The 24,613-nt window shown below is 49.8% G+C and carries 17 protein-coding genes; 9 read left to right on the forward strand and 8 right to left on the reverse strand.

Annotation, left to right across the window (positions count from 1 at the left end):
• Window positions 1-12: 12 nt before the first annotated feature.
• Window positions 13-1,986 carry an alkyl/aryl-sulfatase gene (locus CUN67_RS21800; RefSeq protein WP_208717547.1) on the reverse strand — a complete coding sequence of 658 codons (1,974 nt, stop codon included), beginning with the start codon at window positions 1,984-1,986 and terminating at the stop codon, window positions 13-15.
• Window positions 1,987-2,424: 438 nt separating this feature from the next.
• On the opposite strand from CUN67_RS21800, the gene CUN67_RS21805 reads away from it, so the two are divergent.
• Window positions 2,425-2,691, forward strand: a complete 267-nt coding sequence (locus CUN67_RS21805; RefSeq protein WP_208717548.1) for a YdgH/BhsA/McbA-like domain containing protein — start codon at window positions 2,425-2,427, stop codon at window positions 2,689-2,691.
• 41 nt (window positions 2,692-2,732) lie between these two features.
• On the opposite strand, the gene fhuE is transcribed toward CUN67_RS21805, so the two are convergent.
• Entirely contained in the window at window positions 2,733-4,946 is a 2,214-nt protein-coding gene (fhuE, locus tag CUN67_RS21810; RefSeq protein ID WP_208717549.1) for a ferric-rhodotorulic acid/ferric-coprogen receptor FhuE, read from the reverse strand.
• A gap of 442 nt (window positions 4,947-5,388) precedes the next feature.
• Between fhuE and CUN67_RS21815 the strand changes: the two genes are divergently transcribed.
• Both CUN67_RS21815 and CUN67_RS21820 read left to right on the forward strand, forming a co-directional pair.
• On the forward strand, window positions 5,389-6,483 hold the full coding sequence (locus CUN67_RS21815; protein ID WP_208717550.1) for a YncE family protein: 1,095 nt from the start codon (window positions 5,389-5,391) through the stop codon (window positions 6,481-6,483).
• Window positions 6,484-6,576: 93 nt separating this feature from the next.
• Complete coding sequence (locus CUN67_RS21820; RefSeq protein ID WP_208717551.1) at window positions 6,577-7,320, forward strand: 2-phosphosulfolactate phosphatase; 744 nt, start codon at window positions 6,577-6,579, stop codon at window positions 7,318-7,320.
• A 2-nt stretch (window positions 7,321-7,322) separates the two neighbouring features.
• Here the strand turns inward: CUN67_RS21820 and CUN67_RS21825 are convergent, their stop codons facing one another.
• From CUN67_RS21825 to CUN67_RS21845, 5 genes are all read right to left on the reverse strand, one after another.
• On the reverse strand, window positions 7,323-8,969 hold the full coding sequence (locus CUN67_RS21825; RefSeq protein WP_208717552.1) for a hypothetical protein: 1,647 nt from the start codon (window positions 8,967-8,969) through the stop codon (window positions 7,323-7,325).
• A gap of 242 nt (window positions 8,970-9,211) precedes the next feature.
• The gene (locus CUN67_RS21830) at window positions 9,212-10,834 is read right to left on the reverse strand and encodes a hypothetical protein (RefSeq protein ID WP_208717553.1); all 1,623 of its coding nucleotides are present in this window, start codon (window positions 10,832-10,834) and stop codon (window positions 9,212-9,214) included.
• A gap of 203 nt (window positions 10,835-11,037) precedes the next feature.
• The gene (locus CUN67_RS21835) at window positions 11,038-11,862 is read right to left on the reverse strand and encodes a sugar phosphate isomerase/epimerase family protein (protein ID WP_208717554.1); all 825 of its coding nucleotides are present in this window, start codon (window positions 11,860-11,862) and stop codon (window positions 11,038-11,040) included.
• Window positions 11,859-13,313: a sugar porter family MFS transporter gene (locus CUN67_RS21840; RefSeq protein ID WP_208717555.1), complete on the reverse strand. Its 1,455-nt coding sequence runs from the start codon at window positions 13,311-13,313 to the stop codon at window positions 11,859-11,861. Before CUN67_RS21840 ends, CUN67_RS21835 begins: the two co-directional genes overlap by 4 nt.
• A 168-nt stretch (window positions 13,314-13,481) precedes the next feature.
• On the reverse strand, window positions 13,482-14,351 hold the full coding sequence (locus tag CUN67_RS21845) for an AraC family transcriptional regulator (protein WP_208717556.1): 870 nt from the start codon (window positions 14,349-14,351) through the stop codon (window positions 13,482-13,484).
• Between the two features lie 699 nt (window positions 14,352-15,050).
• On the opposite strand from CUN67_RS21845, the gene CUN67_RS21850 reads away from it, so the two are divergent.
• From CUN67_RS21850 to CUN67_RS21865, 4 genes are read left to right on the forward strand one after another with little or no spacing between them, the layout of a single operon-like run.
• Window positions 15,051-16,460: a sugar porter family MFS transporter gene (locus CUN67_RS21850; protein ID WP_208717557.1), complete on the forward strand. Its 1,410-nt coding sequence runs from the start codon at window positions 15,051-15,053 to the stop codon at window positions 16,458-16,460.
• 24 nt (window positions 16,461-16,484) lie between these two features.
• Window positions 16,485-17,495: a Gfo/Idh/MocA family protein gene (locus tag CUN67_RS21855; RefSeq protein ID WP_208717558.1), complete on the forward strand. Its 1,011-nt coding sequence runs from the start codon at window positions 16,485-16,487 to the stop codon at window positions 17,493-17,495.
• 37 nt (window positions 17,496-17,532) lie between these two features.
• Entirely contained in the window at window positions 17,533-17,961 is a 429-nt protein-coding gene (locus tag CUN67_RS21860) for a PTS sugar transporter subunit IIA (RefSeq protein ID WP_208717559.1), read from the forward strand.
• Between the two features lie 27 nt (window positions 17,962-17,988).
• The gene (locus tag CUN67_RS21865; protein ID WP_208717560.1) at window positions 17,989-18,930 is read left to right on the forward strand and encodes a sugar phosphate isomerase/epimerase family protein; all 942 of its coding nucleotides are present in this window, start codon (window positions 17,989-17,991) and stop codon (window positions 18,928-18,930) included.
• Between the two features lie 38 nt (window positions 18,931-18,968).
• Here the strand turns inward: CUN67_RS21865 and CUN67_RS21870 are convergent, their stop codons facing one another.
• Window positions 18,969-22,169 (reverse strand): autotransporter domain-containing protein, encoded by a 3,201-nt coding sequence (locus tag CUN67_RS21870; protein ID WP_439332290.1) that lies wholly within the window; start codon window positions 22,167-22,169, stop codon window positions 18,969-18,971.
• A gap of 321 nt (window positions 22,170-22,490) precedes the next feature.
• On the opposite strand from CUN67_RS21870, the gene pagP reads away from it, so the two are divergent.
• Window positions 22,491-23,048 carry a lipid IV(A) palmitoyltransferase PagP gene (gene pagP / locus CUN67_RS21875; protein WP_208717561.1) on the forward strand — a complete coding sequence of 186 codons (558 nt, stop codon included), beginning with the start codon at window positions 22,491-22,493 and terminating at the stop codon, window positions 23,046-23,048.
• 15 nt (window positions 23,049-23,063) lie between these two features.
• Window positions 23,064-24,587, forward strand: coding sequence for an alpha/beta hydrolase (locus CUN67_RS21880; RefSeq protein ID WP_208717562.1), 1,524 nt, complete (start codon window positions 23,064-23,066; stop codon window positions 24,585-24,587).
• Window positions 24,588-24,613: the final 26 nt, after the last annotated feature.

Below are 24,613 nucleotides of genomic sequence, written 5' to 3' on the forward strand. Positions count from 1 at the left end.
CCCGTTGAATAATTACGGTGTCACTATATTGAACCAGAACTCGAATTTATCCATGTAACCCAGCAGTTCATCGACTTTGGCAGGGTTACCGCTGATTTTGACTTCCCCTTTATCCTGCGCCTGCTTCAGCGTTTCTTCCTTCAGGATGATGTTGTTCAGGGTGTCGCGGTTGAGAGTGAGGGTGGCATCGGCGTTCTGTCCCTGGGCATTGGCTGTGTGGTTGAGCACGCCGTTTTCCAGTTCCAGCTTATATTTACCGCCATCATCGCCCAGATCGACGTTAATCACTGCCTTCGCATTACCCGCTTTCTCGCCATTGATATGCACGGCCAGGAAATCGAAGAACATTTCCGGTGTCATCGCTCTGACCGTATCCGGGCTGGCAGTGTTGGGGGTTGGGCCTTTGATCACTCCGTTACGCAGTTCCTGCGCGCCGGTCAGATAGAAATTGCGCCACGGGCCAGATTCTGCCTGATACCCGAGCTGTTCCAGCGCATCGGCTTCCAGATCGCGCGCGGCTTTGTTGTTGGGATCGGCAAAAACCACTTTGCTGACCACCTGCGCTACCCAGCGATAATTTCCCTGGTCGAAGTCGGTTTTGGCTTTTTGCAGGATATTGTCGGCACCGCCCATATAATCGACGTATTTCTTCGCCGCTTCTTCCGGCGGTAGCTCATCCAGCGTAGCCGGATTGCCATCAAACCAGCCAAGATACAGCACATAAGTGGCTTTAACATCATGACTGACGGAGCCGTAATAACCCCGGTTCGCCCAGGTTTTTGCCAGTCCATCCGGTAGTTTGAAGTTGGCGGCAATTTCATCACGCGTCAGACCTTCATTCGCCATCCGCAGCGTCTGGTCGTTGATGTAGCGATAGAGATCACGCTGAGTTTTCAGCAGGTTGTTGACGTTATCATTGCCCCAGGTCGGCCAGTGATGCTGGGCGATGATAATCTCAGCCTTATCGCCCCAGCGGGTGATGGCATCGTTGATGTATTTTGACCAGGGCAGCGGTTCACGAATTTTTGCACCGCGCAGCGAGTAGGTGTTGTGCAAGGTATGGGTGACGTCTTCAGCCGCCTCAATCATTTTTTTCTCTTCGACATACCACAACATTTCTGACGGGGCTTCCGAACCCGGAGCCATCATAAATTCATAGGTCAGGCCATCAATGGTGTGCTTCTCACCGGTTTTGGTAATGGTGTCCGTTGGCGCTATCAGCGTGACGGTTCCTGCCGAAGTGGTGGTGCCTAATCCGGCACCGACCTGGCCTTTCGGGTCGGCTTTCAACAGGTTGCCGTACATATAACTGGCACGGCGGCTCATTACGTTACCCGCCATGATGTTTTCAGACACCGCGGCCTCCATAAATCCTGCCGGTGCGTAAATTTTAACTTTGCCGGATTTCACATCCGCTTCATCGACCACGCCGCGTACCCCACCGTAGTGGTCAACGTGACTATGGGTGTAAATCACCGCCACTACCGGCTTTTTGCCGCGATGTTTGTAGTAAAGATCCATCCCCACTTTGGCGGTTTCAGCAGAAACCAGCGGGTCGATAACCGTGATGCCTTTATCACCTTCGATGATGGTCATATTGGAGAGGTCAAGATTACGGATTTGGTAGACACCATCGGTAACCTGGAAAAGCCCACTGATATTGATCAACTGCGACTGACGCCAAAGACTTGGGTTAACGCTATCCGGGGATTTCTCCCCCTCTTTAATAAACGCGTACTGGCCCGGATCCCAGATAACATTTCCCGCTTCGCCTTTAATCACCGCATCAGGTAAAGCTGCGATAAAACCTTTATGGGCGTCACTAAAATCAGTCTTATCAGAGAAAGGGAGTTGGTTATATAACACGTCATTCGTTTCTTTAGTCGCTGTGGTGGCATCTTTGCGTAAATCCGCGGCAGAAAAGGAATTAAATGCGTTGGTCAGCAGCGTAGCAAGCACAAGGCAATGCAGGTATTTCCGTTTCATTGATTGACCTCAACTGGATGGACTAAAAAATTTAATCATGTTTGAAGTCTGGTGAATTTCGGGCCAGTGAAAGGTAGACTTTTGGCCTGAAAATATCGATTTAAGATGTGTAAAATTAATAATATTTTGAAATAAACGTAGCCGATGGCTTACAGTAATCAAGCGAAGCGATAACAGTTTATTTTATTTTTGGATGTCCGAAAAAACTTAAAGACCAGCGGTTTAGTGGAGATGCCTGATGTTGCAGTGAAGTTATCTCCGTGGAAAATATCCTGTTTTCATCTCGTGTCGCTCCGCTAATAACCTGGTTTGGCTGGTAAGGTTTCGCTGGAAAATAAGCGACGGTATAAATTGCGCAGTTGCAATATTCCTAACGCAGTCTAAAAATTTAATTGCTGCAATGCATAGTCCATTCTCAATTATCTCTGAGGTGTGATAATGAAAAGAATTTTGACAGGAATGATAGCGTGTATTACCGCCTCGCTAATTTGCTTTTCGGCTTTTGCTGCAAAGGAAATCAGTAAGGCAGAGGCAAAGCAATATCAAAAAGTTGGCACCGTCAGCTCCACTAAAGAACATACTTCACCACGTGCGGTGATGGAGGAAATTTCACAAAAGGCCGATGCGATGGGGGGGAAATATTTTGTTATCACCTCCGGTAATGAAGGTGACAAAGTACGAGCTACCGCGACGGTATACAAATAACCTCACTGCGCCCTGCTGATGCGGGGCGCAGCCATCTTTTATCAGAACTGATATGACACGCTGACCGAGAAGTTACGCGGTTCACCGTAGACGTAGTTACTCATATAAGCGTAGTAGGTGCGATCAAACAGGTTGTCGATGTTAGCCTGTACTGCCACCTGCTTCGTCACCTGATAACGTGCAAACAGGTTAGCCAGTGGGTAGCTGCCCTGATAGACGCGTTGGGTGCTGCCATCCGGTGCGGTGACATCATCAAACACGCGGTTTTGCCAGTTGATACCGCCACCAATGGTGAGATCTGGCAACATGGGCAAGCGATAACGGGTGAACAATTTGAAGTCGGTTTGCGGCTGGTTCGGGTTATACCGGCCTTCCGAATCCCGTGCGACATAACGCGTCGCACCGAAGGTCAGTTGCAGGTTATCCGTCAGTGCGCCATTCAGCTCGAACTCGGCACCTTTGCTGCGCGCCCCTTTGGTGGCGGAGTAAGCCTGTTCGCTGCTGTTGTTAACATAAACGCCATCAACAGCCTCACCAACATTATTTTGTTCAATGCGGAAGATCGCCATCGTTGCGGTCAGACGGCCATCAAACCAGGCGGATTTCAGGCCGGTTTCATAGCTTTTCCCGGTGACGGGTGACAGATAATGGCCGCTGCTATCACGATAGGTTTGGGGCTGGAAGATTGAGGTATAGCTGGCGTAAGCCGACCAGGTATCGTTGATGTCATACACCACACCGGCATAAGGTGTGATGTTGTTTTTATCCATATTGCCGCTGCTACCATTGGTGCTGTATTGCGTGTACCGCGCACCGACAATTAGCGACAGCGGATCGGCCAGTGAGAAACGCGCGGCGGTGTAAGCAGATTTCTGACGTACCACGTCATCGGCGTTTTGATACCAGTCGCCCCATTCAGGTTCCGCGATATTGCCATTCCAGTGGTTATTAAATATTCCGATATCATCACTGGCAATATCACCTGCATCCTCATCAGTGATGCCATTCTGACTATAGGTGCTGTTGTGCTGACGGCTGTAGCTGACGCCTGCCATTAACTGGTGCTGACGGCCAAACAGTTCGAAGGGGCCGCTGGCATAGCCATCTACTGAGGTCAGTTCACGTTTGCCGCGGTCCTTGCTGCCGAAACCATCGGCACCTTCACCGGTGGTTTGATCCGGGTAAGCCATATATCCCACATACAGCAATTTATCGCTGAAGGTGTTTTCGGCATGCGTACCGTTCAGATGGAAACTCCAGCCGTTATCAAAGTTATGCACCAGGTCGGCATACACTTTGCGCACGGTGGTGTGGTAGTAAGTCCAGTCGGCGGAAGAGTTCAGGCTGCGGCGGTAATGCGTCAGAGAACCATTGCTGTAAAACACCGGGTTGCCGCCCCAGGTCGGGTCACGGGTATCGGCGTCCTGATAATCGTAAGCGAGCGACAAGGTGGTGTTATCGGTGAGATCTGCATCAAGGGTGCCATACAGGAATTTGGTGTTTTTGTGATAGCGATCCAGCCAGCTGTCCTGATCCTGATAACCCGCAATCACGCGGCCACGTACCGAACCTGATTCGTTTAATGGGGCGGAAAGATCAGCGACATAACGCTGTTTGTTCCAGCTGCCATAGCTGGCGCTTAGGGTGCCGGTGAAATCTTTGCTATCCGCATGTTTACGCACCATGTTAACCGATGCTGCCGGGCTGCCTGCGCCAGTCATCAGGCCGGTGGCACCGCGCACGATCTCAATTCGGTCGTAAATCGCGGTATCGGAGGCGGTATCGCCATAGTTCCACGAATCACCCATTGAAGTAGGGATGCCGTCATAGGTGAAGTTAGTCAGCAGGAAACCGCGGGAGTAGTAGTAATCGCGTTCACTGTCGACCGGGCTGCTGGTGATACCGGTGGCGTTGTTCAGCACGTCATTAATGGTTTGCAGCTGTTGATCCTGCATACGTTGCTGAGTGACAACGCTGACCGATTGCGGCACATCACGCGGCGTCAGCAACAGTTTGGTGCCGGCACGGGTGGTTTTGACCTGATAGTCGTGCTTATCCTGGGCGGTGCTGTCGCCGCCGGTAGTGGCATCCACCACCAGATCCTGCTGAGTATTGCTGGTGCTGTTATCCGCCGCTTGTGCGGCAATCGGGTTGAGAAGGGTGTGTACTGCCATTGCCAGCAATGAAACCGTAAAGGTTTTGCGGATGCCGGACGCGCGTGATTCCACGCGGATATCCCTGCGATTCAAAGACATAAGATTTCCCGTCAAAAAATGAACGTGTCTGCTGTTGTGTCGCTTCTGTTTTTTTATTTCGCCGCACCATTCCGCGGCACTTAACGCAAAGAAGCGCATAAATTGAGAAAGCCAATGATAATCATTTGCTTTAATAATTCTAAAAATGATTCATTCAATTATGTAAACATTTGTATAAGCTAAGTTAATCAAAAGGATAGGGTGGCGATAGGCCCTTTAATTCCTCAGGTTAACGTTTTTACGCACGTTAATTCTCCTGCCAGACGCTGAGTTTCTCAGGCAAAAATACCGTTTACGGCACTGGATTGTGGCTGCTTCTAACCCGTTGTTTAGGGGGAATTTGCTAAGTTTTCGTTAATGCGTATGATTCTCATTCTTTCTACGATCATTTCCGTGTGGGTGACAGCCAGCCGGAAACCGTTATCCATTGATGGAGTTCAGAATGACATCGTTTTTCAGCCCGCGTCGGGCAGCGCTTGCCGCTGCGGTGATTGCCGCATTTAGCCTGACTGCCTGCCAGGCTCCAGCCCAGAAAGCACAGACACCCGCTGTTGCCGTGGCCGCAAAACCCGCCGATAACCCGCTGACCCAGCGTGTGATTGGTGATGGTTTATATGAACTGGCTTACTCTCCGGCCGCCAGGGCGTTGTATGTCGCCAGTGCGCAGAGTTTCAAAGACGTCAACGGTGGCATGCTATATCGCCTTGATGCGACGACGCTGGCGACCAAAGGTGAAACCCATACCGATCTGAAAAACTTCGGTATGGCTATCGATAGCGAAGGCAGTGTGTTCTACACCACCAACTCGCTGGATGGTGGGGTGTCGAAAGTTGATGCGCAGAGCGGCAAAGTGCTGCAGCGCCTGATGCTGGGCGGTAAGAAGGATAAAGACGGTGACGTGCCTGGTGCACGCGAGATGTTGCTGCTGGGCCACGAACTTTACGTTGGTCGCGTCGCCGATCCTGGCTTTATCTCGGTGGTGGATACCAAAAGCTTCAAACTCAAAACCACGATCAAAAATGTCGGTAAATGGGTAACAGGTATCATCTATTCGCCGCTGACTGAGCGTATCTACGCCGCCAATGGCGCCGGTGAAATCGCGGTAATCAATCCACGCACGCACAAAATTGAACAACGCTGGACAGCAGGCGATGGCAAAGAGTATCTGTTCCTGAATATGGCAGAAGATCCGGCCACCGGTCGCCTGTTCGTTACCGATGATTCCAAAGGCAAGACCACGCTGGTGTTTGACGAGCATAGCGGTAAGGTGATTAAGCGTATCCCTGGCGACGCGCTGGGCATCAAGTTCAACGCTAAGCGCAATGAAATCTACATCAGCCAGCGTGAGTCGAAGAAAGTGCTGCAACTGGATGCCACCAGCTATGCGGTGAAAAACAGCTGGTCGTTCGATACCAACCCGAACAGCCTGCTGGTGTCACCTGATGGTGAAACGCTGTATGTTTCTCTGAAGCAGGCGTTTAATAAAGATAACTCCACCAAAGGCCCGGATAGCGTGGCACGTATCGCGCTGAAATAACTGGATTAACCGTAGCGGCGCGATTTATCGCGCATTATGATTATGCGCTTCTATTGTGCGATAAATCGCGCCGCGACGAAGGTAAGCCCTTAAATGCCTGCTCATTATTACTCTCAACATCCTTTCTCTGTCCGACTTGAATGGGGGCTTGCCGCCGCGCAGCATCTGGCTCAGGATGCAGATTGTGTGATTGTGGTGGATGTCATGTCGTTCTCGACCTGCGTCAGTGTCGCCAATGATCAAGGCGCGTTAATCGCCCCCTGGCCGTGGAAAGACGCGTCTGCCCAGACGTATGCTGCGGAAATTGATGCACAAGCCGCGAGCATTGATCGGCGCTTCTCTGCTGCAACCTTTACTTTATCGCCTACCTCGTTACTGAATATTCCTGCCGGGACAAAACTGGTGTTGCCGTCACCCAATGGTTCCACCATTGCGTTTAAAGCGCGCGAACATGGCGGCGCGGTATTCAGCGCCGGATTACGCAACCGCCAGGCAACCGCAACAGCCTGTGGACATTTTCAACGGATTCTGGTGATCCCCTGTGGTGAACGTTGGCCGGATGGCACTCTGCGTCCGGCTATCGAGGATTATGTGGCCGCAGGGGGCATTATCCAGGCACTCGGTACGCGCCTGCGCTCGCCGGAAGCGGAGATGGCAGTGGCGGCATTTGCGGCCGCGCAGCAGCAAAACTTTGTCGCCTTAAACCAGTGCGGCTCCGCCGTGGAGCTACGAGAACGGGGCTTTGCCAGCGATGTTGAGCTTTGTTTGCGGGTGGATGTTAGCTCCAATGCTTGCCAGCTGGCAGGGAACTTTTTTGTTCCCTGCCACGTGGCCTGAAGTCAGGACCAGTCTTTTGCTGCTATTTCAAAACGGGTGTCAGGAAGCGCAAGGAGCATGGCTGCGGTTTCCAGAATGATTTCAGGTGAAGCCTGACGCTGATTTGAATTCTCTAAACAATTTCTGACGTGGGCAATAAGTTGCTTCTCACCTGGTCTGCCTTTGCAAAGTTTTTCGAGTTCTTTCTCTGCCTTCTCTGCCTCCTCTGTCTTGAACTCTGTCTTGAACGCTGTCTGTAAGAAGTTCTGTTTAACCTGTTGAGCCGTTTGCCGATTGCTGACTTCCTGAAGACATGCAGATAATGTTTTGATGAAAGGACCGTTTTGATAGCGCTGAAGGTCCTGATTAAACATTTTTTCCCATACGAACGCCATACTATAGAGGTCGGTGCTTATACGCTGTACATCGCTGCCTGCTATAAGTGCCCTGGAAAAAAAAGGTGTGGTATTTGCTATTTTACGCTGTGCGTTATTGTCATTGTTATGCAGTAGCTTGTGGTTAAGAATTCCTCGTACGAAAAGTGGGGCGGGATCGAGTGATACCGAGGAACCATGATTCTCAAATAAAATGGTCTCAGGATTGAGATAACCGTAAGAATCAAATCTAAACTTCTCTGCTTTTTTTAAGGGTGCCAGATCCTGATGAAACTTATCTAAGGTATCCAGGATGGCTATAAATTTTTTTTTCTTGTTCTCATAGGCTAATGCTGCGTCATCTAATGTCCAGGGCGTGATTTTTTTATCTTCTTCACCCATCCATTGATCCAGTGTGACGGTATTGGTGCGATCGCACAGAATCATAACATGAGTTTGATGTTCTCCTTTCTCGTCAACCAAATTTTTTTCAACCACAGAGACTGTCTGATTGTCCGGGTAAAGTCCCTTTATTACCTCTTTAAAATTATTAATTTTGTCGCTGGTGATTTCTCCTTGATTGCCAATTAATGTGGCCTCAAAAAATTTACCTTGTTCATTCTTAAAGTGATAAGTTTCTATGTTGAGTCCATTTTTATATTTTAATTTATGCGGAGTGATCTCCCAGCTGTGAATTCCCGGGTGGATTTCTTTCAGTGCTTCATCAATCCTGCTCGTTCTGTCTTGTCGCTGATAATTGGTTTTCATCAGGTTGGGTTTATTTATTTTTATAGTTGCTTTAGTTAGCGGGAATTTTTCAAGCTTCGATGAAAATCTGTCGGTTATTAATGTGGATAATAACTTAACGCTATTTCCATCCTTCATGTCAGGTGCATCTTTTTCAAATGCCCGACATATGTTTTCCGCCAGCGTCATGACTTTTTTATCATGACGATTTATCCCATTATCAAGCAGAGTCAGTAAGGCATTAAAGTGAGCGCGTTGAACATCGTTGCAACCGCTAAATCCTGCAAGCATACTGGTCAATACGGCCGCTGGCATATCTGGGTTAGCGGCGAATTCATCATTGATTTTCTGAATAATAGTTTCGTGCGAGGTATTTTCCTGGCTCAATAAATGGTGTAAAGACCCGGGACCTATGGCGGAAGAAGGCAATGACGTTATGCTGTCCTGACTATTTGAGATCCTTGTCACAGATAAAGGATTGTGTTGCGGCTGGGGATCACTGTGGACGCGTGCAGGGGGAATGCCAGCAGAACCGTTTACTGAGAGCATATCTATGTCCTTATAAGTTATTGAGTAAAAGTTTAATAAGTTTTTTTACCCGGATGCCCCATCGCGAACAATGGATTAATTCATCCGGGATGAAATAAAAGATGTCAGGCAGGCATCAGAAAATTTTTATCCCTGAGTCCAGAACAGCAGGTTTGCCAGCAGGGCATGCAATACATATCAGCCCCGACGCCTGACAGCCGGAAGGGAACTTTTTTGTTCCCAACCATTTCTGATAGCCGAAATTAAGTCCAGTCTTTCGCGGCTTTATCAAAATCAGATCTGTAGTGCGCAAGGAGCATGGCCGCCGTTTCAAGGATTAATGTACGATATTCCTGGCCTTGCCCCGGCTTGTCTAAACATTTTTGGACATGGTCAAGAAGTGGCTTCTCGCCCGCTCGCTTAAGGCAAAGTTTTTCTAAATCGTCTTTATCCTTGAATTCTTTCTTTGATAAGTCATCTTTAAACTTTTCAACCGTATGCTTGCTTTTTGCTCCTTCCCTACACGCAATTAAGGTATCTTCGAAAGGACCATGATCATAGTTATTAATATTCACACCAAACATCTTTTCCCATACTTCTGACATACTAAAAAGATCACAACTTACGTTCTGAGTAGTTTTGAATTTTCTGACGTCTTCTGATAAGAACTTCTCTGGATACATAGAATCGATTATACGAACATACTCACGCTTGCCAGTTCTCTGCAAATTTTCCTGTTTAATCAACCCCCGAACGATCAGGGGGGATGGATCGAATGATATCGATGCGCCTTTCTGGTCAATTAATATGGTTTCAGGGTTGAGATAAGCGTAAGAGTCGAAGCCGAATTTTTTCTCCTCTTTTAAGGGGGCCAGTTCCTTATGAAACTTTTCTAATGTATCGAGGATAGCTATAAATTTTTCCTTTTTGTTGCCATAAGCAACTGCTGCGGAATCTAATGTCCAGGGGGTTGTTTTATTATCCTGATCACCTAACCATTGCCTCAGTGCTACCCGGTTGGTCCGCTCAAATAGCGTGGCAAAATGACTCTTATATTCAGCCTCCTCATCAGGCAACTTTATTTCTTCTGCAACAACCTCCATGTTATCCTTATAGAGTCTCTTTATGACTTCTTTGAAGTTCTCGATATCGTTACTACTGATTTTTCCCTGATTATCGACAAATGTCGCTTCGAAAACTTTACCATTCTCATCTTTTAAGTGATAGCTTTCAATGTGGAGTCCCTTTTTATAGTTGAATTTATAGGGAGTCACTTCCTGAATCTTACTTTCAGGGCTTATTTTTTCTACCATTTTCTCAAGTTCATGGATTTTAACTTGCCTTTGGTAGTTAATCGTATTTAGCCTGGTATCATTGTCAATGATGTTTTTGATTTTCGGCGTCTGAGCCATTACGGAACTAAGTCTGTCGATTCTTAAGGTGGATAATAACTTTATGTTATGTTCATCATTCATGTTCGGAGCGTTAATCTCAAAGCCACGGCATATGTTTTTCGCAAGCGTCAGGGAAACTTCTCTTTTGTTTTCTATCCCATTATCGAGATAAGCCAGTAAGGCATTAAAATGAGCGTGTTGTATATGGTTTCCACTGCTGAATTCAGAAAAAATGCGGCTTAAGACCTTACCTTCCTGACCAGGATGAGCGGCGAATTCGCCATTCAGTCTCTGCACGATTGTTTCAATCGGCGTGATTTTTTTACCTAACAAATCATGTAAAGATTCGGGCCCAATAACGGATGATGGTAATGACGTTATGTTTTGTCGACTATTAGAAATTGTTTTCACAGGTAATGCGTTATTTTGCTGCTCAGGAGCGCTGTGGACTGGCAAAGAAGTAATGTTAGAAGGACCGCCTGGTACGTACATATCACTTTCCGTATGAGTAATTGATTAAAGGTTTACTCATTTTTTTTACCCAAAAAGGGAATTACGAACAATGGGCTAATTCTTCCGGGTAACAAGAATATTGTGAAAGGAGAAAAAGATATGTCAGGCAGGTATCAGAAATGTCGAAATATCTGGCAGGTCAGAGAATCATAACCTGCCAGCAGGGAAAAACCAGCGCGTGATTAACCAGTATAACTGCGCATATTTTCAATCACTTGTTTGGCTAACGCCGCATGATCCATTTCCCAGCGTGCCGGGCTAAACAGTTCAGCCGACCACACCCCATCGAATCCTGTCGCTTTGACAGCATCGGTCCATGCCTGCACATCAATGTCGCCTTCTCCCGGCATATAAGCGCGCAATACCGTTTCTTCCCAGGCTTCCCCCGCTTGAGGTTTACGGCCATCACAAAAATGCACACCAAAAATAAGCGCGGGATCCAACGCACGTATATCCTCTGGTGTGGTGGTTCCGGTAGCGAACAGATGCCAGAAGTCGATCACCAGTCCGACATTCGCTTTGCCGATGCGCCGAATCACTTCCAGCGCCTGGCTCAGGGTATTGAACTGCGTATGGGCAATGACCTCAATTTGATAACGCACGCCGTACTGCTCACCAATACTGGCAATGGCGGAGATATTTTCCGTCATGATATCCATGATTTGCGCAGGCGGCAGGTGGTCAATACCATGCTGTGCCAGAATCTGGATCGTGGGGCACTCCAGCTCGGCGGCGATTTGCGTCAGACGGAGGGCCTCCGCCAGTAACTGCTGCTTCTCTCCTTCACGATGACGTTCAATATCAATCAGGGCATTCAGGCAGACGGTTTGCAAACCATAACCCTGCACCAGCTTATGGAGTTCGCGGGTACTGCCGCCGTTATCCAGGTAGCGCAACAGTTTGTAGTGCAAAAATTCCAGACCATCGTAGCCGGTTTCCGCCGCGATGCGGGTTTCTGTGACGACGTTACAGTAATGCGTTGAGATACCGTGCAGAGCTTTGATCATGATTTACCTCGCAGAGTGGGAGAGGAGACGGAAGTCGCGGAGGGCGTTGTTGTCAGCTTCATACGGCTCGCCAGCAGTTGCTCAATATCCTCCAGGGCAACACCACGCGTTTCGGGCACGAAGCGCAGTAAAAACAGCAGGCAGAACAGATTCAGCGCAGCGAAAATCCAGAACGAAAACGCACCATGAAACGCCTGCTGTAACGCCGGGATATCGTTCAGAACCGGGAAAAATTGGGTAACGAGGAAGTTGAAAATCCACATCAGGCTGACGGCTAAACCCATCGCATAACTTTTAATACGTGGCGGGAAAATTTCGGCAATCAGCACCCAACAACCAGCGCCCCAGCTGATGGCAAACATCACCATAAATAACAACGCGGAGAAAATGGCGAGATAGCCGCTTTGCTGATGGAGCATGCTCCAGGACAGCAGCAAAAGGGAGGCGATGGACCCGACGGTGCCAACCTTCATTACTGGCAGACGGCCAAAGCGGTCATAAAGATTCATCGCAACAAAGGCACCTGCTGCATTCAGCAGCCCAATAAAAATGGTCTGAAATAACAACGTGTCTTTACTCATCTCGCCGGTATTGAGAATCAAAGGAGCGTAATACATCACGATGCTGGCACCGGTTAATTGCTGCAACACCGCAATGGAGCAACCGACCATCAGTGCGTAACGTAACACCGGGGTTTGCCAGATATATCTCAATGAACGGCTGCCTTTGGTGGCATCCTGCGGTTCTTTGCGTACCGCGAGAATCTCTCGTGCCTCTGCTTTATTCAGGTCGGGATAGATTTTCTCCAGCACGCGTAATGCGCGTTCTCCCTGCTGATGATTGATACACCATTGCGGAGATTCCGGCAGAATCAGGGTGCAGAACAACATCATCATCACGGGCACAAATTGCGCGCCCATCATCCATCGCCAGCCTTCTTCAACCAGCCAGGTTTCAGACATCCCTCGTCCGATCAGATAGTTGATGAGAAATACCAGCGTTTGTGATCCCACTAAGGAAAGGTTGAAAATACCGGACGCCTTGCCACGGATACTGGCAGGCGCGATTTCGCTCATATACATAGGCGCGACGGTTCCCGCCAGGCCAATGCCCAGGCCTGCGATGATGCGGGCGCAGGAAAATATCATAAACGAGTCGGCAAAGGTGGAACCCACGGTGGATAGGGCAAAAGCCAGCGTTGCCAACAACAATACCGGTTTACGCCCCAGTTTTTCGGCTAGCCTCCCGGCGGTTAATGAACCGAGAATACAGCCGACAAAAATACTGGATACCACCCAGCCGGTTTGTGAAGGATCGAGATGAAACCAGGCCTGAATGGAATCGACGGTGCCGGAAATTACGCCAGTAGAATAACCAAACATAACACCACCCAGGGTGGCGATACAGCAGAGAGAATAAACATAACGGGCATTACAGCGACTATTCATCATCGCCTCCGCACAACCGCCAACTGGAATGCAAAGTCACCAGATACATAGTGGATCCTTACTCAGAGTAATAGAGATTCTGCAGGCTTAGCGAAATAAGCCTGTGCAGGGTACGCGGTCGGGAATGCTAACCAATGACGTCCTTCATAATTAAAACGACATTAAGAAGTCCTAACTTTTAGTTTGTCCGGTCAGCCAGAATTTTTTATAGCGTGCAGGTGGAATACCAATAAGATTATGAAATATGCGATGGAAGTTATTAACGTTGTCGTAGCCAACGGCATTGGCAACTTCGGTCACGCCAAGGTCAGTAGTGAGTAATAAAGATTGTGCTTCGCCGATGCGCCGCCGGGTCTGATACTGCTTGGGTGAATAACCGGAATAGGCTTTAAATACATGAGCCAGATAAAACTGATTCATATTCAGTGCGGCGGTTATCGATTTTAACGCGATCTCATCTTTATAATGATCATCAATGTAGTCCTTTATCCGCTGCCCCAACAAAGTGCTGTTGCTCTCATGCTCCTGTTTGTTTTCAATCCAGATGTTACGACATAGCAACAGTAATACATTGAGCAGGCTATCACCGATGGCAGAACTGTATAACCGCTTGCTGCTGACGTGTGACCACATTTGATCAAACAGCTGGCAAATCTCATCATAGAATTCACCGCTGGGCATCACCGCAGCCTGAGCACGCGTGGTCAGGACATTTTGAGGTAAACCTTCCACTTTTAACTGCTCCACACCGCAGCTGTAAATCAGCAGATCGTCAGAGGCGTGCGGGTTTTCATCATGCAACACGTTAGCGTTGAACAGCAGCAGGTCACCGCGCTGCACGTGATAGCCACGTCCATCAATGTTGTAGATGCCGCTACCAGAGCGGATAAACATCAGTTCAAAACACTCATCATGCTTGTGCATCACGCGTGGGATCGCCGCCTCAGTCCCTTCTGCTTTGCAGATAAACATCAGGCGCGGGCGGTGTCCATTTTCGAATCCACGTATCGATGGATGTTCATTGAGGCAGTAGGTCAGCATGATGTCTCCTGTCAGTGTGTCGCTATTCTTACATTACTCGGGGCAGCGGGTAATCATCAATTTTGCTTTTTGGCTATATTTAACTCACTGAATTTCAACAAACTCACTGAATTTTAGCGCAATCCAATGCTGATTATTGTTATTGGCTACGCTGATCAAAAATTAATTTTGATCGCCATCACACTTTTGTTTTGTGCGAAAAATAGACGGGGCAGGATGTTGTCACCACGCCATTTTTCGCGCAGCCACCAAACTGTACGAAAGTCCGCATCTGAGTCTATTTATCATCAAAATTGTCGTTTGCTGGACCAGCGTTACGCTCAGACAGGATTAATTATTTCCGTTCAGGACGGATCTTAAACAATTAATATGTTTATGCAGGTGAAAAAAATATCTTTCGTCTCTCTTGATTCTTGCTATGTCAACGACGTGAAATTAATTTGTGATGCGGATCGCGGGATTTTATTATTTTTATGCAAAATTTATGATCCCCGGCACGCTGTTAAATTGTGTCAGACGCTGTATATAGTTTTTCGATTTCACTTTGAGATAACGTTGTTGCAACGATAAGGGAACTGATTCCCCATCAGGGTGTAATCAGGACATAAAAAACAGCGTATTCTGGCTGAATAATTTTAGTCATAACCGACCCAATTTAACGGCTGTTTCGGTATTACCTTACAACCAGATGGAAAAGTTATGTACAACAAAACTCACCTGCAAAATCCTCAGCGCATGAGGTTAATCACTATCGTTTCGACGATAGGAGGATTATGTTTCGGCTATGACACCGGAGTTATTTCCGGCGCACTGATATTTATGAAGTATGATTTAAATCTTACGCCCACCCAGGAAGGTTTTATTACCTCCTTCCTGTTATTTGGTGCCGCACTGGGTTCACTGTTTGGTGGATATTTATCAGATAAACAAGGTCGTCGGAAGAATTTGCTATGGGTTGCCGCCATCTTTATCTTTGGCGCATTAGGCACTGCCCTGGCGTGGAGTGTGCCATCAATGATTGTGGCGCGATTTATTCTCGGGCTTGCAGTCGGTTGTGCCTCGGTTACCGTCCCCATTTATATCTCGGAGCTGGCACGAGCCGATCAGCGTGAAAGGCTGGTGACGGTAAACGAATTAATGATTGTGACCGGGCAGTTCCTTGCTTATACCGTCAATGCGGCGATTGTTAATCTTTATCCCGAAATGGCGCATAACTGGCGCGTTATGCTGGCAATTCCGGCTTTACCGGGGGCGTTGTTATGGCTGGGTATGTTAGTGATGCCAGAATCGCCACGCTTCTTTATCCGTCGCGGCGAAACGGAGAAAGCCGTTAAGGTGCTGAAAACATTGCGCCTGCCGCAGGAAGTTGATCGTGAGGTCAGGGAGATACAGCAGATCGTCCAGGCCGACGCGGTAAAATTTAACCTGCTGACGGAAATGAAAAAAAGCTGGGTTATACAGCTGGTGTTGATTGGCCTGATGATTGTGCTGGCGACGCGGGTTACCGGGGTGAATACCATCATGTATTACGCGCCGACAGTATTAAAATCTACGGGTTTAGGGGATGCAGCGGCGGTTACGGGTGCGGTAGCGAATGGCGTAATCTCCATCGTTGCGACGCTATTAGGCATGGCGCTGATCGGTAAACATTCACGGCGGAAAATGTTTTTTACCGGCCAGGCAGGTGTCACGCTCAGTCTGGTATTAATTGGTCTGGCATTTAAATTGTTTTTCCATAATGAAACCATTAATGGTGTTGAAACATTACAGGCCAATTTCACCGGTGCCAGTTATGTCATCCTCGGATTGATGCTGGTATTTCTGGTCTTTATGCAGGGATGGATTGCACCGGTATTCTGGCTGATGCTGGCGGAGATTTACCCCCTAAGAATGCGTGGCGTGGGCATGGGCTTTGCGGTCTTCGGTTTATGGATCTTCGATTTTATTATTCAGTCAATTTTCCCGTTCCTGCTCAATCAATATGGCGGCGGCATGACATTCGGTTTCTTTGCCGCAACTAACGTCATCATGTTAATCCTGCTGGTGAAATATTTACCGGAGACGCGGGGCCTGACGCTGGAACAAATTGAAAATAAATTTCGCTTTTAATGCACGGCTATTGAGGATGTAAAAATGACAGTCAAAATCGGCTTAATTGGTCTTGGCATGATTGGCCGGGATCACCTGAAACGTTTTAATCAGGTTATTACCGGGGCGCAAGTGACAGCGGTGTGTGATATTAATCAATCAACGGCTGATAATATCGCAGCTGAATATGGTGCCACCGCATTTTACGATGCTGTCGAGATGATTAATTCTCCGCTGGTCGATGCGGTGTTTATTTGTTCGATTGGTCCGGTACATAAAACACAAATTCTGGCGGCATTTAGCGCCGGTAAGCCGGTGTTTTGTGAAAAACCGCTGACCCCAACTGCGGATGAAGCCAGAGAAATTATCGATGCCGAAGTCGAGGCAGGTAAGCGCCTGTTGCAACTTGGTTTTATGCGTCGTTTTGATCCGGGATATCAGGCGCTGAAGCAGGCGATCGATAAAGATGAGCTGGGCGAGATTTTGCTGATGCACTGCGCCCATCGTAATCCTTCAGTACCAGAAAGCTACACTCTGGAGATGGCCGTCAACGATTCAGCCACCCATGAAATCGACATTATTCGTTATTTGCTTAACGAGGATATTGTGGCGGTAAGGGTGGATAAGCCACGCAAGAAAACCCGGCGTGCTCTGTCACATTTGCAGGACCCACTGATCGTTATTTTCGAAACGGCGTCAGGGGTACGAATCGATGATGAGTTGTTCGTTAACTGTGATTATGGTTATGACATCCGCTGTGAAGTGATTGGTGAGAATGCGATTGCGGCATTGACGGAGCAGGCACTTATCAGCACGCGTTCTGCGGTGGGCAGCGCATATCACATTACGCAATCCTGCATGGAGCGTTTTGCTACGGCGTATGATCGGGAAGTTCAGCATTTTGTCGATAACGTGCGTGATGGGCGCGCCATGAGCGGTCCTTCTTCATGGGATGGCTATGTGGTCGCGCTGGTTTGTGACGCCGGTCTGGCATCATTAAACGATGGTGAAAAACACCCGGTAAATATTCCGCAACAACCGGCATTGTATCAATAACTGACTTCATTCTCGCGAATAAAGTGAGGAATAAAACATGTTGCAACTGAATGAAAACGATCTCTTTCTGCATTGTCAGGCCGCCAATAAATCTGAAGCGATACAGATCGCAGCCAAAGAATTAGAAAGCGCGGGATATGTCAAAAGCGGATTCTTTGAGGCAATGATAACGCGTGAGAAAAATGTCTCTACGTATATTGGGGCGGGTATTGCCTTTCCGCACTGCGCAAAAGACAACACCGATCTGGTGATTAAAACCGGATTCCAGATATTTCAATTTCCCAACGGCGTGAGTTGGGGAGCCGGGAAGGTGGCTTTTATTGTGGTCGCGGTGGCAGCAAAGCAAGACGAACATATTCAGGTGTTGGCTGATATTGCCGATTTATTGGGTGACGAAGTTAAAACGACGTTATTAGCCAATGCCAGAACCAAAGTTGGCTTTATTGAGCAATTCAGGAAAGCCTGATTTTTTCTACCAGATAAAGGATCTGTTATGAAACTCGCATTATGTACCGATGTATTGGCTGATTTAACTTTTCCCGCGATGCTGGATAAAGTCAAAAGTTATGGAATCAGTGGCGTGGAAATGACCGCAGGTGGCTGGTCACCCTGTCCGCATGTCAAAACCGAAGAATTACTGGCGTCGCCGGAAAAATTGCAGCAGTTTCAGGCGCAGTTAGCGCAGCGGGAAATGCGCATTGTGGCGCTGAATTGTTCCGGTAACCCGCTGGCACCGGGAGAGCTGGGAGAGAAGCATACGCACAGCAGTTATCGCGCGGTCGAACTGGCGGGCAAGCTGGGAGTGAAAAAGATCGTCATGATGAGTGGCCTGCCGGGTGGCGGGCCGAACGACAGCGTTCCTAACTGGATCACCTCGACAGTTTCCTGGCCGGATTACATGCCGGGCGTGATCGATTATCAGTGGAACGAAGTGGCGATCCCGTGGTGGAAAAAGTTTGTCCAGCATGCGAAACAACATGGTGTTGAACAAATTGCCATTGAGGAATTTCCCTGCCAGCTGGTTTATAACCCTTCCACGCTACTGCGCCTGCGCAACGCAGTGGATAATATGATCGGCATAAATCTCGACCCATCGCATTTGATTGCCATGGGGGCCGACCCTATTGCTGCGGCACGCAAGCTTGAGGGCGCTGTCTTCCATGTACATGGCAAAGATGCACGTATCGAACGAGGGCTGGCTGATGTTGACGGATTGATGGAGTACCAGCCGGTGACCAACACCAAAACCCGCACCTGGAACTATGTGGCAGTGGGGTGTGGTCAGGATCTGAAATGGTGGAAAGAGTTTTTCTCGGTGCTGCGCATGACGGGCTACGATGGTGACGTGTCGCTGGAAATGGAAGACCTCACCATGAGTGTTGAAGCGGGGTTACAAACCTCTATTGATGCGTTGAACGCCACGATTAGCCGTTAAATCAGGGTATTAAAGGGCCGCCATCAGGCGGCCAGTCATCAAAAACCGATATTCACGCGAATCATGATCATCTGCGAACGGGTCTGCTTCTCATCCAGACCGAGGGTTCCCTGATAAGCAATGCCTGGCGTGATGTCATGGGGCAGCAGGAAATCTAAACCAATCCCGAGCGCCAGCGTTTTACGGCTCTGTTCATATACCGACATAGCCCAGTTATCGTTGCCGACATCGGCGTAACCGACGCCCGCACGTCCTACATCATCCATTAACTGGGAATATTCAATCCGCCCCTGTAGCTTCACTAAACCCCAGCTCACGGGAACGCTATGCTCACCACGCAGACCTGCGCTGGTCGTCACTTCTGAGAAAGATTGCGGCGCAAAGGCCAGATTGAATGCCCCGGCATTGGACTCGGCAAAACTGTCTAACCAGGTACGATAATATTGCACGCGCCCGTAAGGGGAGATCAGGCTATAAAGGGTACGGAATTCATAGCCTGAGGTCAGCGAGCTGAAGAACTGTCGGCCTGAACGATCGCCACGCGCGAAAACATCTGACTCACTGACATAACGTTTGCTGTCAAATTCGAGCCGACTATAGCCCATCAACCCATCAATAAAAAAGCCATTCGGATGGTAGCTGGCATAAAGCGCCGAGCTGAGTGATCTTCCGTTGTTACGTGTGCCTGAGTCACCAATGTCACTGACGTCACGTCCAAAGCCCAGCCCCATACCGGCCGTGAAGGTGGGAGTAAAACGATAATCCGCCCCGGTACTGATGCCCACCAGTGTGTGGCTGAAGCGCACTGCATCGTCCTTATCGCTGCCGAAATCGATATATCCCCCCGTCCAGTAAGACAGACGATTACCGGTGTTATTGCTGGCGAAAGGCGCGGCCGGAGCGGGTTTAGTCGCAGCGTCCTGCTGATATTTTCTTTGCTGCGACCAGGCTGTGGCCCACAGGTCACGGTCGGTATCACGCTCAGCGCGGGCGGTGGGCAGGTTAAAATGGATACCCGTCATATCTGAGGGTATCTCTGCGCCGTTATGCAGTTGTTCCAGACGATCGTTGAAGTTGCGAATCTGCGCTCTGGCAAAGTTCTGTGCAGCCTGGAATTGCGCGCTGATCATGCCAATCACATCGGCATCTTTTGATGGGTCAGGGCGGGAGGCAATAGTCAGGGTGACCAGGGCAGGTTCTGAAGTACCGGAAGCACTGGTTAAAACATAGCGCAAAGTGACCGTACCACTGGCTCCGCTCGCTGCCGTAAACAGCAATTGCCAGCCAGCGTCAGCAGACTGGATTGACGCGGTACCCAGGCGACTATCCGGTTGATTGAGCAAACGCGCCGCAGTGAAAGGGCCACCGCTCGCACCTGCGGTTAGATTGATCTTGACGGATTGTCCGGCATAGAGAGAGGCGCTGTGATCGATCGCCTGAGGTGCTGCTGCGTTGATGACCAGCGTATAAGCGCCATGCACCGCAACACCGTTGGCATCGGTTGCTGTCAGGGTGAAACTGCTGGAACCCGCGCTGGTCGGCGTTCCCTGCAATGAACCATTTGTGAACGTCAGGCCCTGCGGCAAGGTGCCGCTTAATTGCCAGCTGTAAGGCGATGTTCCGCCCGATACGCTGAAGGTTTGCGTATAACTCTGGCCCACCGTTCCTGACGCTAAAGCACCGCTGTCTGGTGTCATCGCCAGGGTTACGGCTGTGACGTTAAGCGAGACGGTTGCCACCTGTGAAGTGCCATAGGCGTTAGTCGCGCTGTAGGTGAAGGTGTCGCTGCCGGAATATCCCGCGACGGGGGTGTAGAGGATACGTAAACCAGACACCGTTGCAGTCCCGTGTGCCGCCTGCTGGACAATGGCCACGCTGGTGGCAGAACCGCTAATTGCCAGGCTAATGGCGTTATTCGTGCTGCCTGCATCCACGGTAGCTGAAACGGCGCTGACCTCCGGTGCCTGATCGCCTACGCTCAGGGTGTAACTGACGGTTCCTGTTGCATTGTTGCTGTCTGTTGCCGTGACCTGAATGGTGTAGCTGCCGATAGCGGCGGGTGTACCCGAGAGTACACCCGTGATGCTGTTGAGCGTGATACCCGCAGGCAGGCCACTGGCGGCATAACTATACGGGGCCGTGCCGCCGGATGCCGCCACGGTTTGCGACCACGCGCTACCCAGGGTTGCGCCCGGAAGCGCGCCCGCCACGGGGGTAAAACTGAGCGCAGGTGCGCTCACCGTCAATGAAACGGTGGCATCGGCAGAGGTTCCCCCCGTGTTGGTAGCGTTATAGGTAAAGCTGTCGCTACCCGAATAACCTGTCGTCGGCGTATAGGTAATGCTGGTGCCGCTTACCGTGGTGGTGCCGTGGGCAGGTGCGGTTGCAACAGCGACGGAGGTGGGTGTACCGCCACTCATTGCCAGGGTAATCGGATTGTCGCTGCTGTTGGCTGCGACGGTAGCCGCAACATTGGCCGCCACCGGTGCGGCTTCCGCGCGCGAGACGTTGACGCTATAGGAATCGGTGGTGGTTCCATCCTGTGCCGTTACGATCACCGGGATGCTGGTGGTTGCGCCCGCTGTCAGGCTGATGGCTGCAGAAGCAGATCCGGAAGTCACCGCACTGCCGTTAACGGTAACGGTGGCATTGGTATCGGTGGGGGTGGGTGTCACGGTGATGGAGGCAACGCTATTCGCCACGGACGCCGTATAACTGGTGGTTGCCGCAGAGAAGGCAGGCGACAGCGTACCGGCTGAAAGCGACAGTGCGCTCAGGGTGGCAACGCTGGAGGATGCCGTACCGGTGCAGCTAAATTGCACATTGCTGATCTGACTGTAATCAGTACTGAGAAAGAAGGCCACACCTTCAGTCGCAAGATCTCTGGCATAAGTCACCGTTACGGTATGTGACGTCGCGCTGGTTGACTGAAAGGCACCGTAGGACTGGAAAGCCGTCTCGTCGTAGTTCATCAGGTCCATTACATCATAATTCGACAACGGGCTGGCACCGTAAGCGGCTCCGCTATCGGTGAAGGTCACAGTCAGCGTATCCCCGGCGTTAAATTGCGCGGCAGGAAATTGACTACTACTACCATTTAACGTTGTTGCACCTGAGAGCGCGTTTACCGCGGTACACCCGGCCGATAAGGCATACGCAGAGGACGTCCCCGCGCCAGACAAAACCAGAAAAGCGAAACCGGCTAACGCCTTTCGCCGCGATGAGTTGCGCACCATCATTCACCCTGAAGTTAAATTTTATAGTTATCATCAATAAGATTAATCTTATTCTCGCGAGGCTAGCACGGGGCGGTGCTGGGTGATGGGCGGAATTAAGTCCGGTTTTGCAGTTATTTCAGGCTATTACTTATGTTGCTGACAACCTGATGAATTCATCGGCATTCAGCATTTTTTATCGACTGATATCAAAACAGAGAAAGTTTTTTAATGGCATAACGTCAGGGCCAGGGGCAGTACCCAACAAATCCAATATTAATTTGCAAACGTCTGGAATGTTTACCAAATTTACTAACATTCCGCGAATGCTCTGAAGGGAAAATCATGAGACGTATTCTGATGGCTTTACATTTGGCCCTGATGTTCTGTGTGTCTTCGGCCCATGCCGAGGGGGTGATTAGCGAAGGGTGGAACTGGTTAACCAATGATGTCTCCCAGACCTGGGAGCAGCCACAAAATTACGATCTCTATTTGCCGTTTATCGCCTGGCATGCCCGCTTTGCTTACGATAAAGAAAAAACCGATAACTATAATGAAATGCCGTGGGGCGGTGGCTTTGGCGTGTCCCGTTACAATGAAGAGGGTAACTGGAGCACGCTGTATGCCATGATGTTTAAAGATTCGCATAACGAATGGCAGCCGATCGTCGGCTACGGCTGGGAAAAAGGCTGGTATCTCGACAATGCGCGCGATTTTCGCCTTGGCCTCGGTTTCACCGCCGGGATTACCGCGCGTGATGATTTCGCCAACTATGTCCCATTGCCGATTGTGTTACCCCTTTTCTCGGCGGGTTATAAGCGCGCAACCGTGCAGTTCACCTATATTCCAGGCACCTATAATAATGGCAATGTGCTATTCGCCTGGCTGCGTTTGGCCTTTTAACCGACGGATGCTGCTATGGCGAGAACCCACTTTGATGGCTTAAAAAAAACCGGGTTAACCGTTGCCAGCCTGGCAAAAATCATCCTGGTGGGTCTGGTCGTCATCATCATCGTTTTCTTTATTGGTCGGATTTATCAGTCTGAGCGCGGTGCGCCATTGCATCGCTGGCACACCTGGTCAGCAGATGAAATGAGTGAAAAAGAGATCGACCGCGCCAGTTTTTCTGATTATCAGGCACGGGAAAACGCCATTTTTCTCGATATGAAGCACAGCATTACCGACACGCTCAGTGACGACGAGAAAACGACGCTGAACCGTTACTACGCGCAAAGCCGGGTTTATCCCGCCCGATTTCAACCGGACTGGAATCGTTCTTTTATTCTGATGCCACAGGGAACCCCGCGCGGTGCGGTGGTGCTGCTGCATGGTTTGACCGATTCCCCCTACAGCATGCGCTATCTGGCGGAGGATTACCGGCAGCAGGGTTTTGTGGCCGTGGTGCCGCGTCTGCCTGGGCATGGTACCGCGCCAGGTGCCCTGACCACGGTGAATTGGGAGCAATGGCTGGCTGTCGCCCGTTTGGCGGTGCGTGAAGCCACGCGCCGCGCCGGGCCTGATGTCCCGCTCCATCTGGTGGGTTATTCCAACGGCGGCGCACTGGCGATGAAATACGCCCTTGATGCCCTCAACGATCCCTCGCTACGCCAGCCCCAGCAGCTTGTACTGATGTCACCGATGATCGGCGTGACGGCCTTTGCGCGTTTTGCCGGGCTGGCGGGGTTACCTTCGCTACTGCCTGGATTCGCTAAAGCGGCCTGGCTGAATGTGGTACCGGAATTCAATCCCTATAAATACAACTCCTTTCCGGTTAAGGCTGCACGCCAGTCCTGGCTACTGACCCAGGCGCTCCAGCAACAAATTTTGCAGGAGGCACGTAATCAGCAGCTGGCACAATTGCCGCCCGTGCTGACGTTCCAGTCAGTAATGGATTCCACGGTCAGTACTCGTGCGGTGGTGGATTCGCTGTATCGTTATTTGCCTGGTCACGGAAATCAGCTGGTGATTTTTGATATCAACCAGGCATCTGATTTGCGCGCGTTGTTCCGGCCAGCGTTGTACACCGCGGTGAGCAACCTGCTGCCCGCCGTACCACGTCATTACGGCACCACTGTTATCACCAATGCGACACCTGCCACCAGCGCAACTGTGGCCCGCAACACGCCAGCCGATCAAACAACCGAAACCGTTCAGCCATTAAATATCGCGTGGCCGCCAGGTATGTATTCTTTGTCCCATGTCGCGGTGCCTTTTCCCCTCACTGATTCGCTATATGGTCTGGCACCGACGGAAAAGAATCAGTCGGGTATCAGCCTCGGCACTATCTCATTGCGCGGTGAAACCAACACGCTGATCGTTGGGCTGGATACGTTGATGCGCGCCAACTCCAACCCGTTTTTTGACTATATGATGATGCGCATTAATCACCACATTGCCTGTAGCCACCAAGCTGATGTTGCGGCATGTCTGCAAACCTGGTGACCGATAGCGAAAAAAATAAAATTTTC

It is taken from the genome of Pantoea cypripedii (genome assembly GCF_011395035.1).
Lineage (GTDB): Bacteria > Pseudomonadota > Gammaproteobacteria > Enterobacterales > Enterobacteriaceae > Pantoea > Pantoea cypripedii_A.

Excerpts from the sequence above, each read along its gene's own strand:
- fhuE (WP_208717549.1), bottom strand. The coding sequence starts at position 4,946 with ATGTCTTTGAATCGCAGGGATATCCGCGTGGAATCACGCGCGTCCGGC.
- CUN67_RS21840 (WP_208717555.1), bottom strand. The coding sequence starts at position 13,313 with ATGATGAATAGTCGCTGTAATGCCCGTTATGTTTATTCTCTCTGCTGT.
- CUN67_RS21860 (WP_208717559.1), top strand. The coding sequence starts at position 17,533 with ATGTTGCAACTGAATGAAAACGATCTCTTTCTGCATTGTCAGGCCGCC.
- CUN67_RS21835 (WP_208717554.1), bottom strand. The coding sequence starts at position 11,862 with ATGATCAAAGCTCTGCACGGTATCTCAACGCATTACTGTAACGTCGTC.
- CUN67_RS21880 (WP_208717562.1), top strand. The coding sequence starts at position 23,064 with ATGGCGAGAACCCACTTTGATGGCTTAAAAAAAACCGGGTTAACCGTT.
- CUN67_RS21805 (WP_208717548.1), top strand. The coding sequence starts at position 2,425 with ATGAAAAGAATTTTGACAGGAATGATAGCGTGTATTACCGCCTCGCTA.
- CUN67_RS21830 (WP_208717553.1), bottom strand. The coding sequence starts at position 10,834 with ATGTACGTACCAGGCGGTCCTTCTAACATTACTTCTTTGCCAGTCCAC.
- CUN67_RS21815 (WP_208717550.1), top strand. The coding sequence starts at position 5,389 with ATGACATCGTTTTTCAGCCCGCGTCGGGCAGCGCTTGCCGCTGCGGTG.
- CUN67_RS21845 (WP_208717556.1), bottom strand. The coding sequence starts at position 14,351 with ATGCTGACCTACTGCCTCAATGAACATCCATCGATACGTGGATTCGAA.
- CUN67_RS21800 (WP_208717547.1), bottom strand. The coding sequence starts at position 1,986 with ATGAAACGGAAATACCTGCATTGCCTTGTGCTTGCTACGCTGCTGACC.
- CUN67_RS21820 (WP_208717551.1), top strand. The coding sequence starts at position 6,577 with ATGCCTGCTCATTATTACTCTCAACATCCTTTCTCTGTCCGACTTGAA.
- CUN67_RS21825 (WP_208717552.1), bottom strand. The coding sequence starts at position 8,969 with ATGCTCTCAGTAAACGGTTCTGCTGGCATTCCCCCTGCACGCGTCCAC.
- pagP (WP_208717561.1), top strand. The coding sequence starts at position 22,491 with ATGAGACGTATTCTGATGGCTTTACATTTGGCCCTGATGTTCTGTGTG.
- CUN67_RS21865 (WP_208717560.1), top strand. The coding sequence starts at position 17,989 with ATGAAACTCGCATTATGTACCGATGTATTGGCTGATTTAACTTTTCCC.
- CUN67_RS21850 (WP_208717557.1), top strand. The coding sequence starts at position 15,051 with ATGTACAACAAAACTCACCTGCAAAATCCTCAGCGCATGAGGTTAATC.
- CUN67_RS21855 (WP_208717558.1), top strand. The coding sequence starts at position 16,485 with ATGACAGTCAAAATCGGCTTAATTGGTCTTGGCATGATTGGCCGGGAT.
- CUN67_RS21870 (WP_439332290.1), bottom strand. The coding sequence starts at position 22,169 with ATGATGGTGCGCAACTCATCGCGGCGAAAGGCGTTAGCCGGTTTCGCT.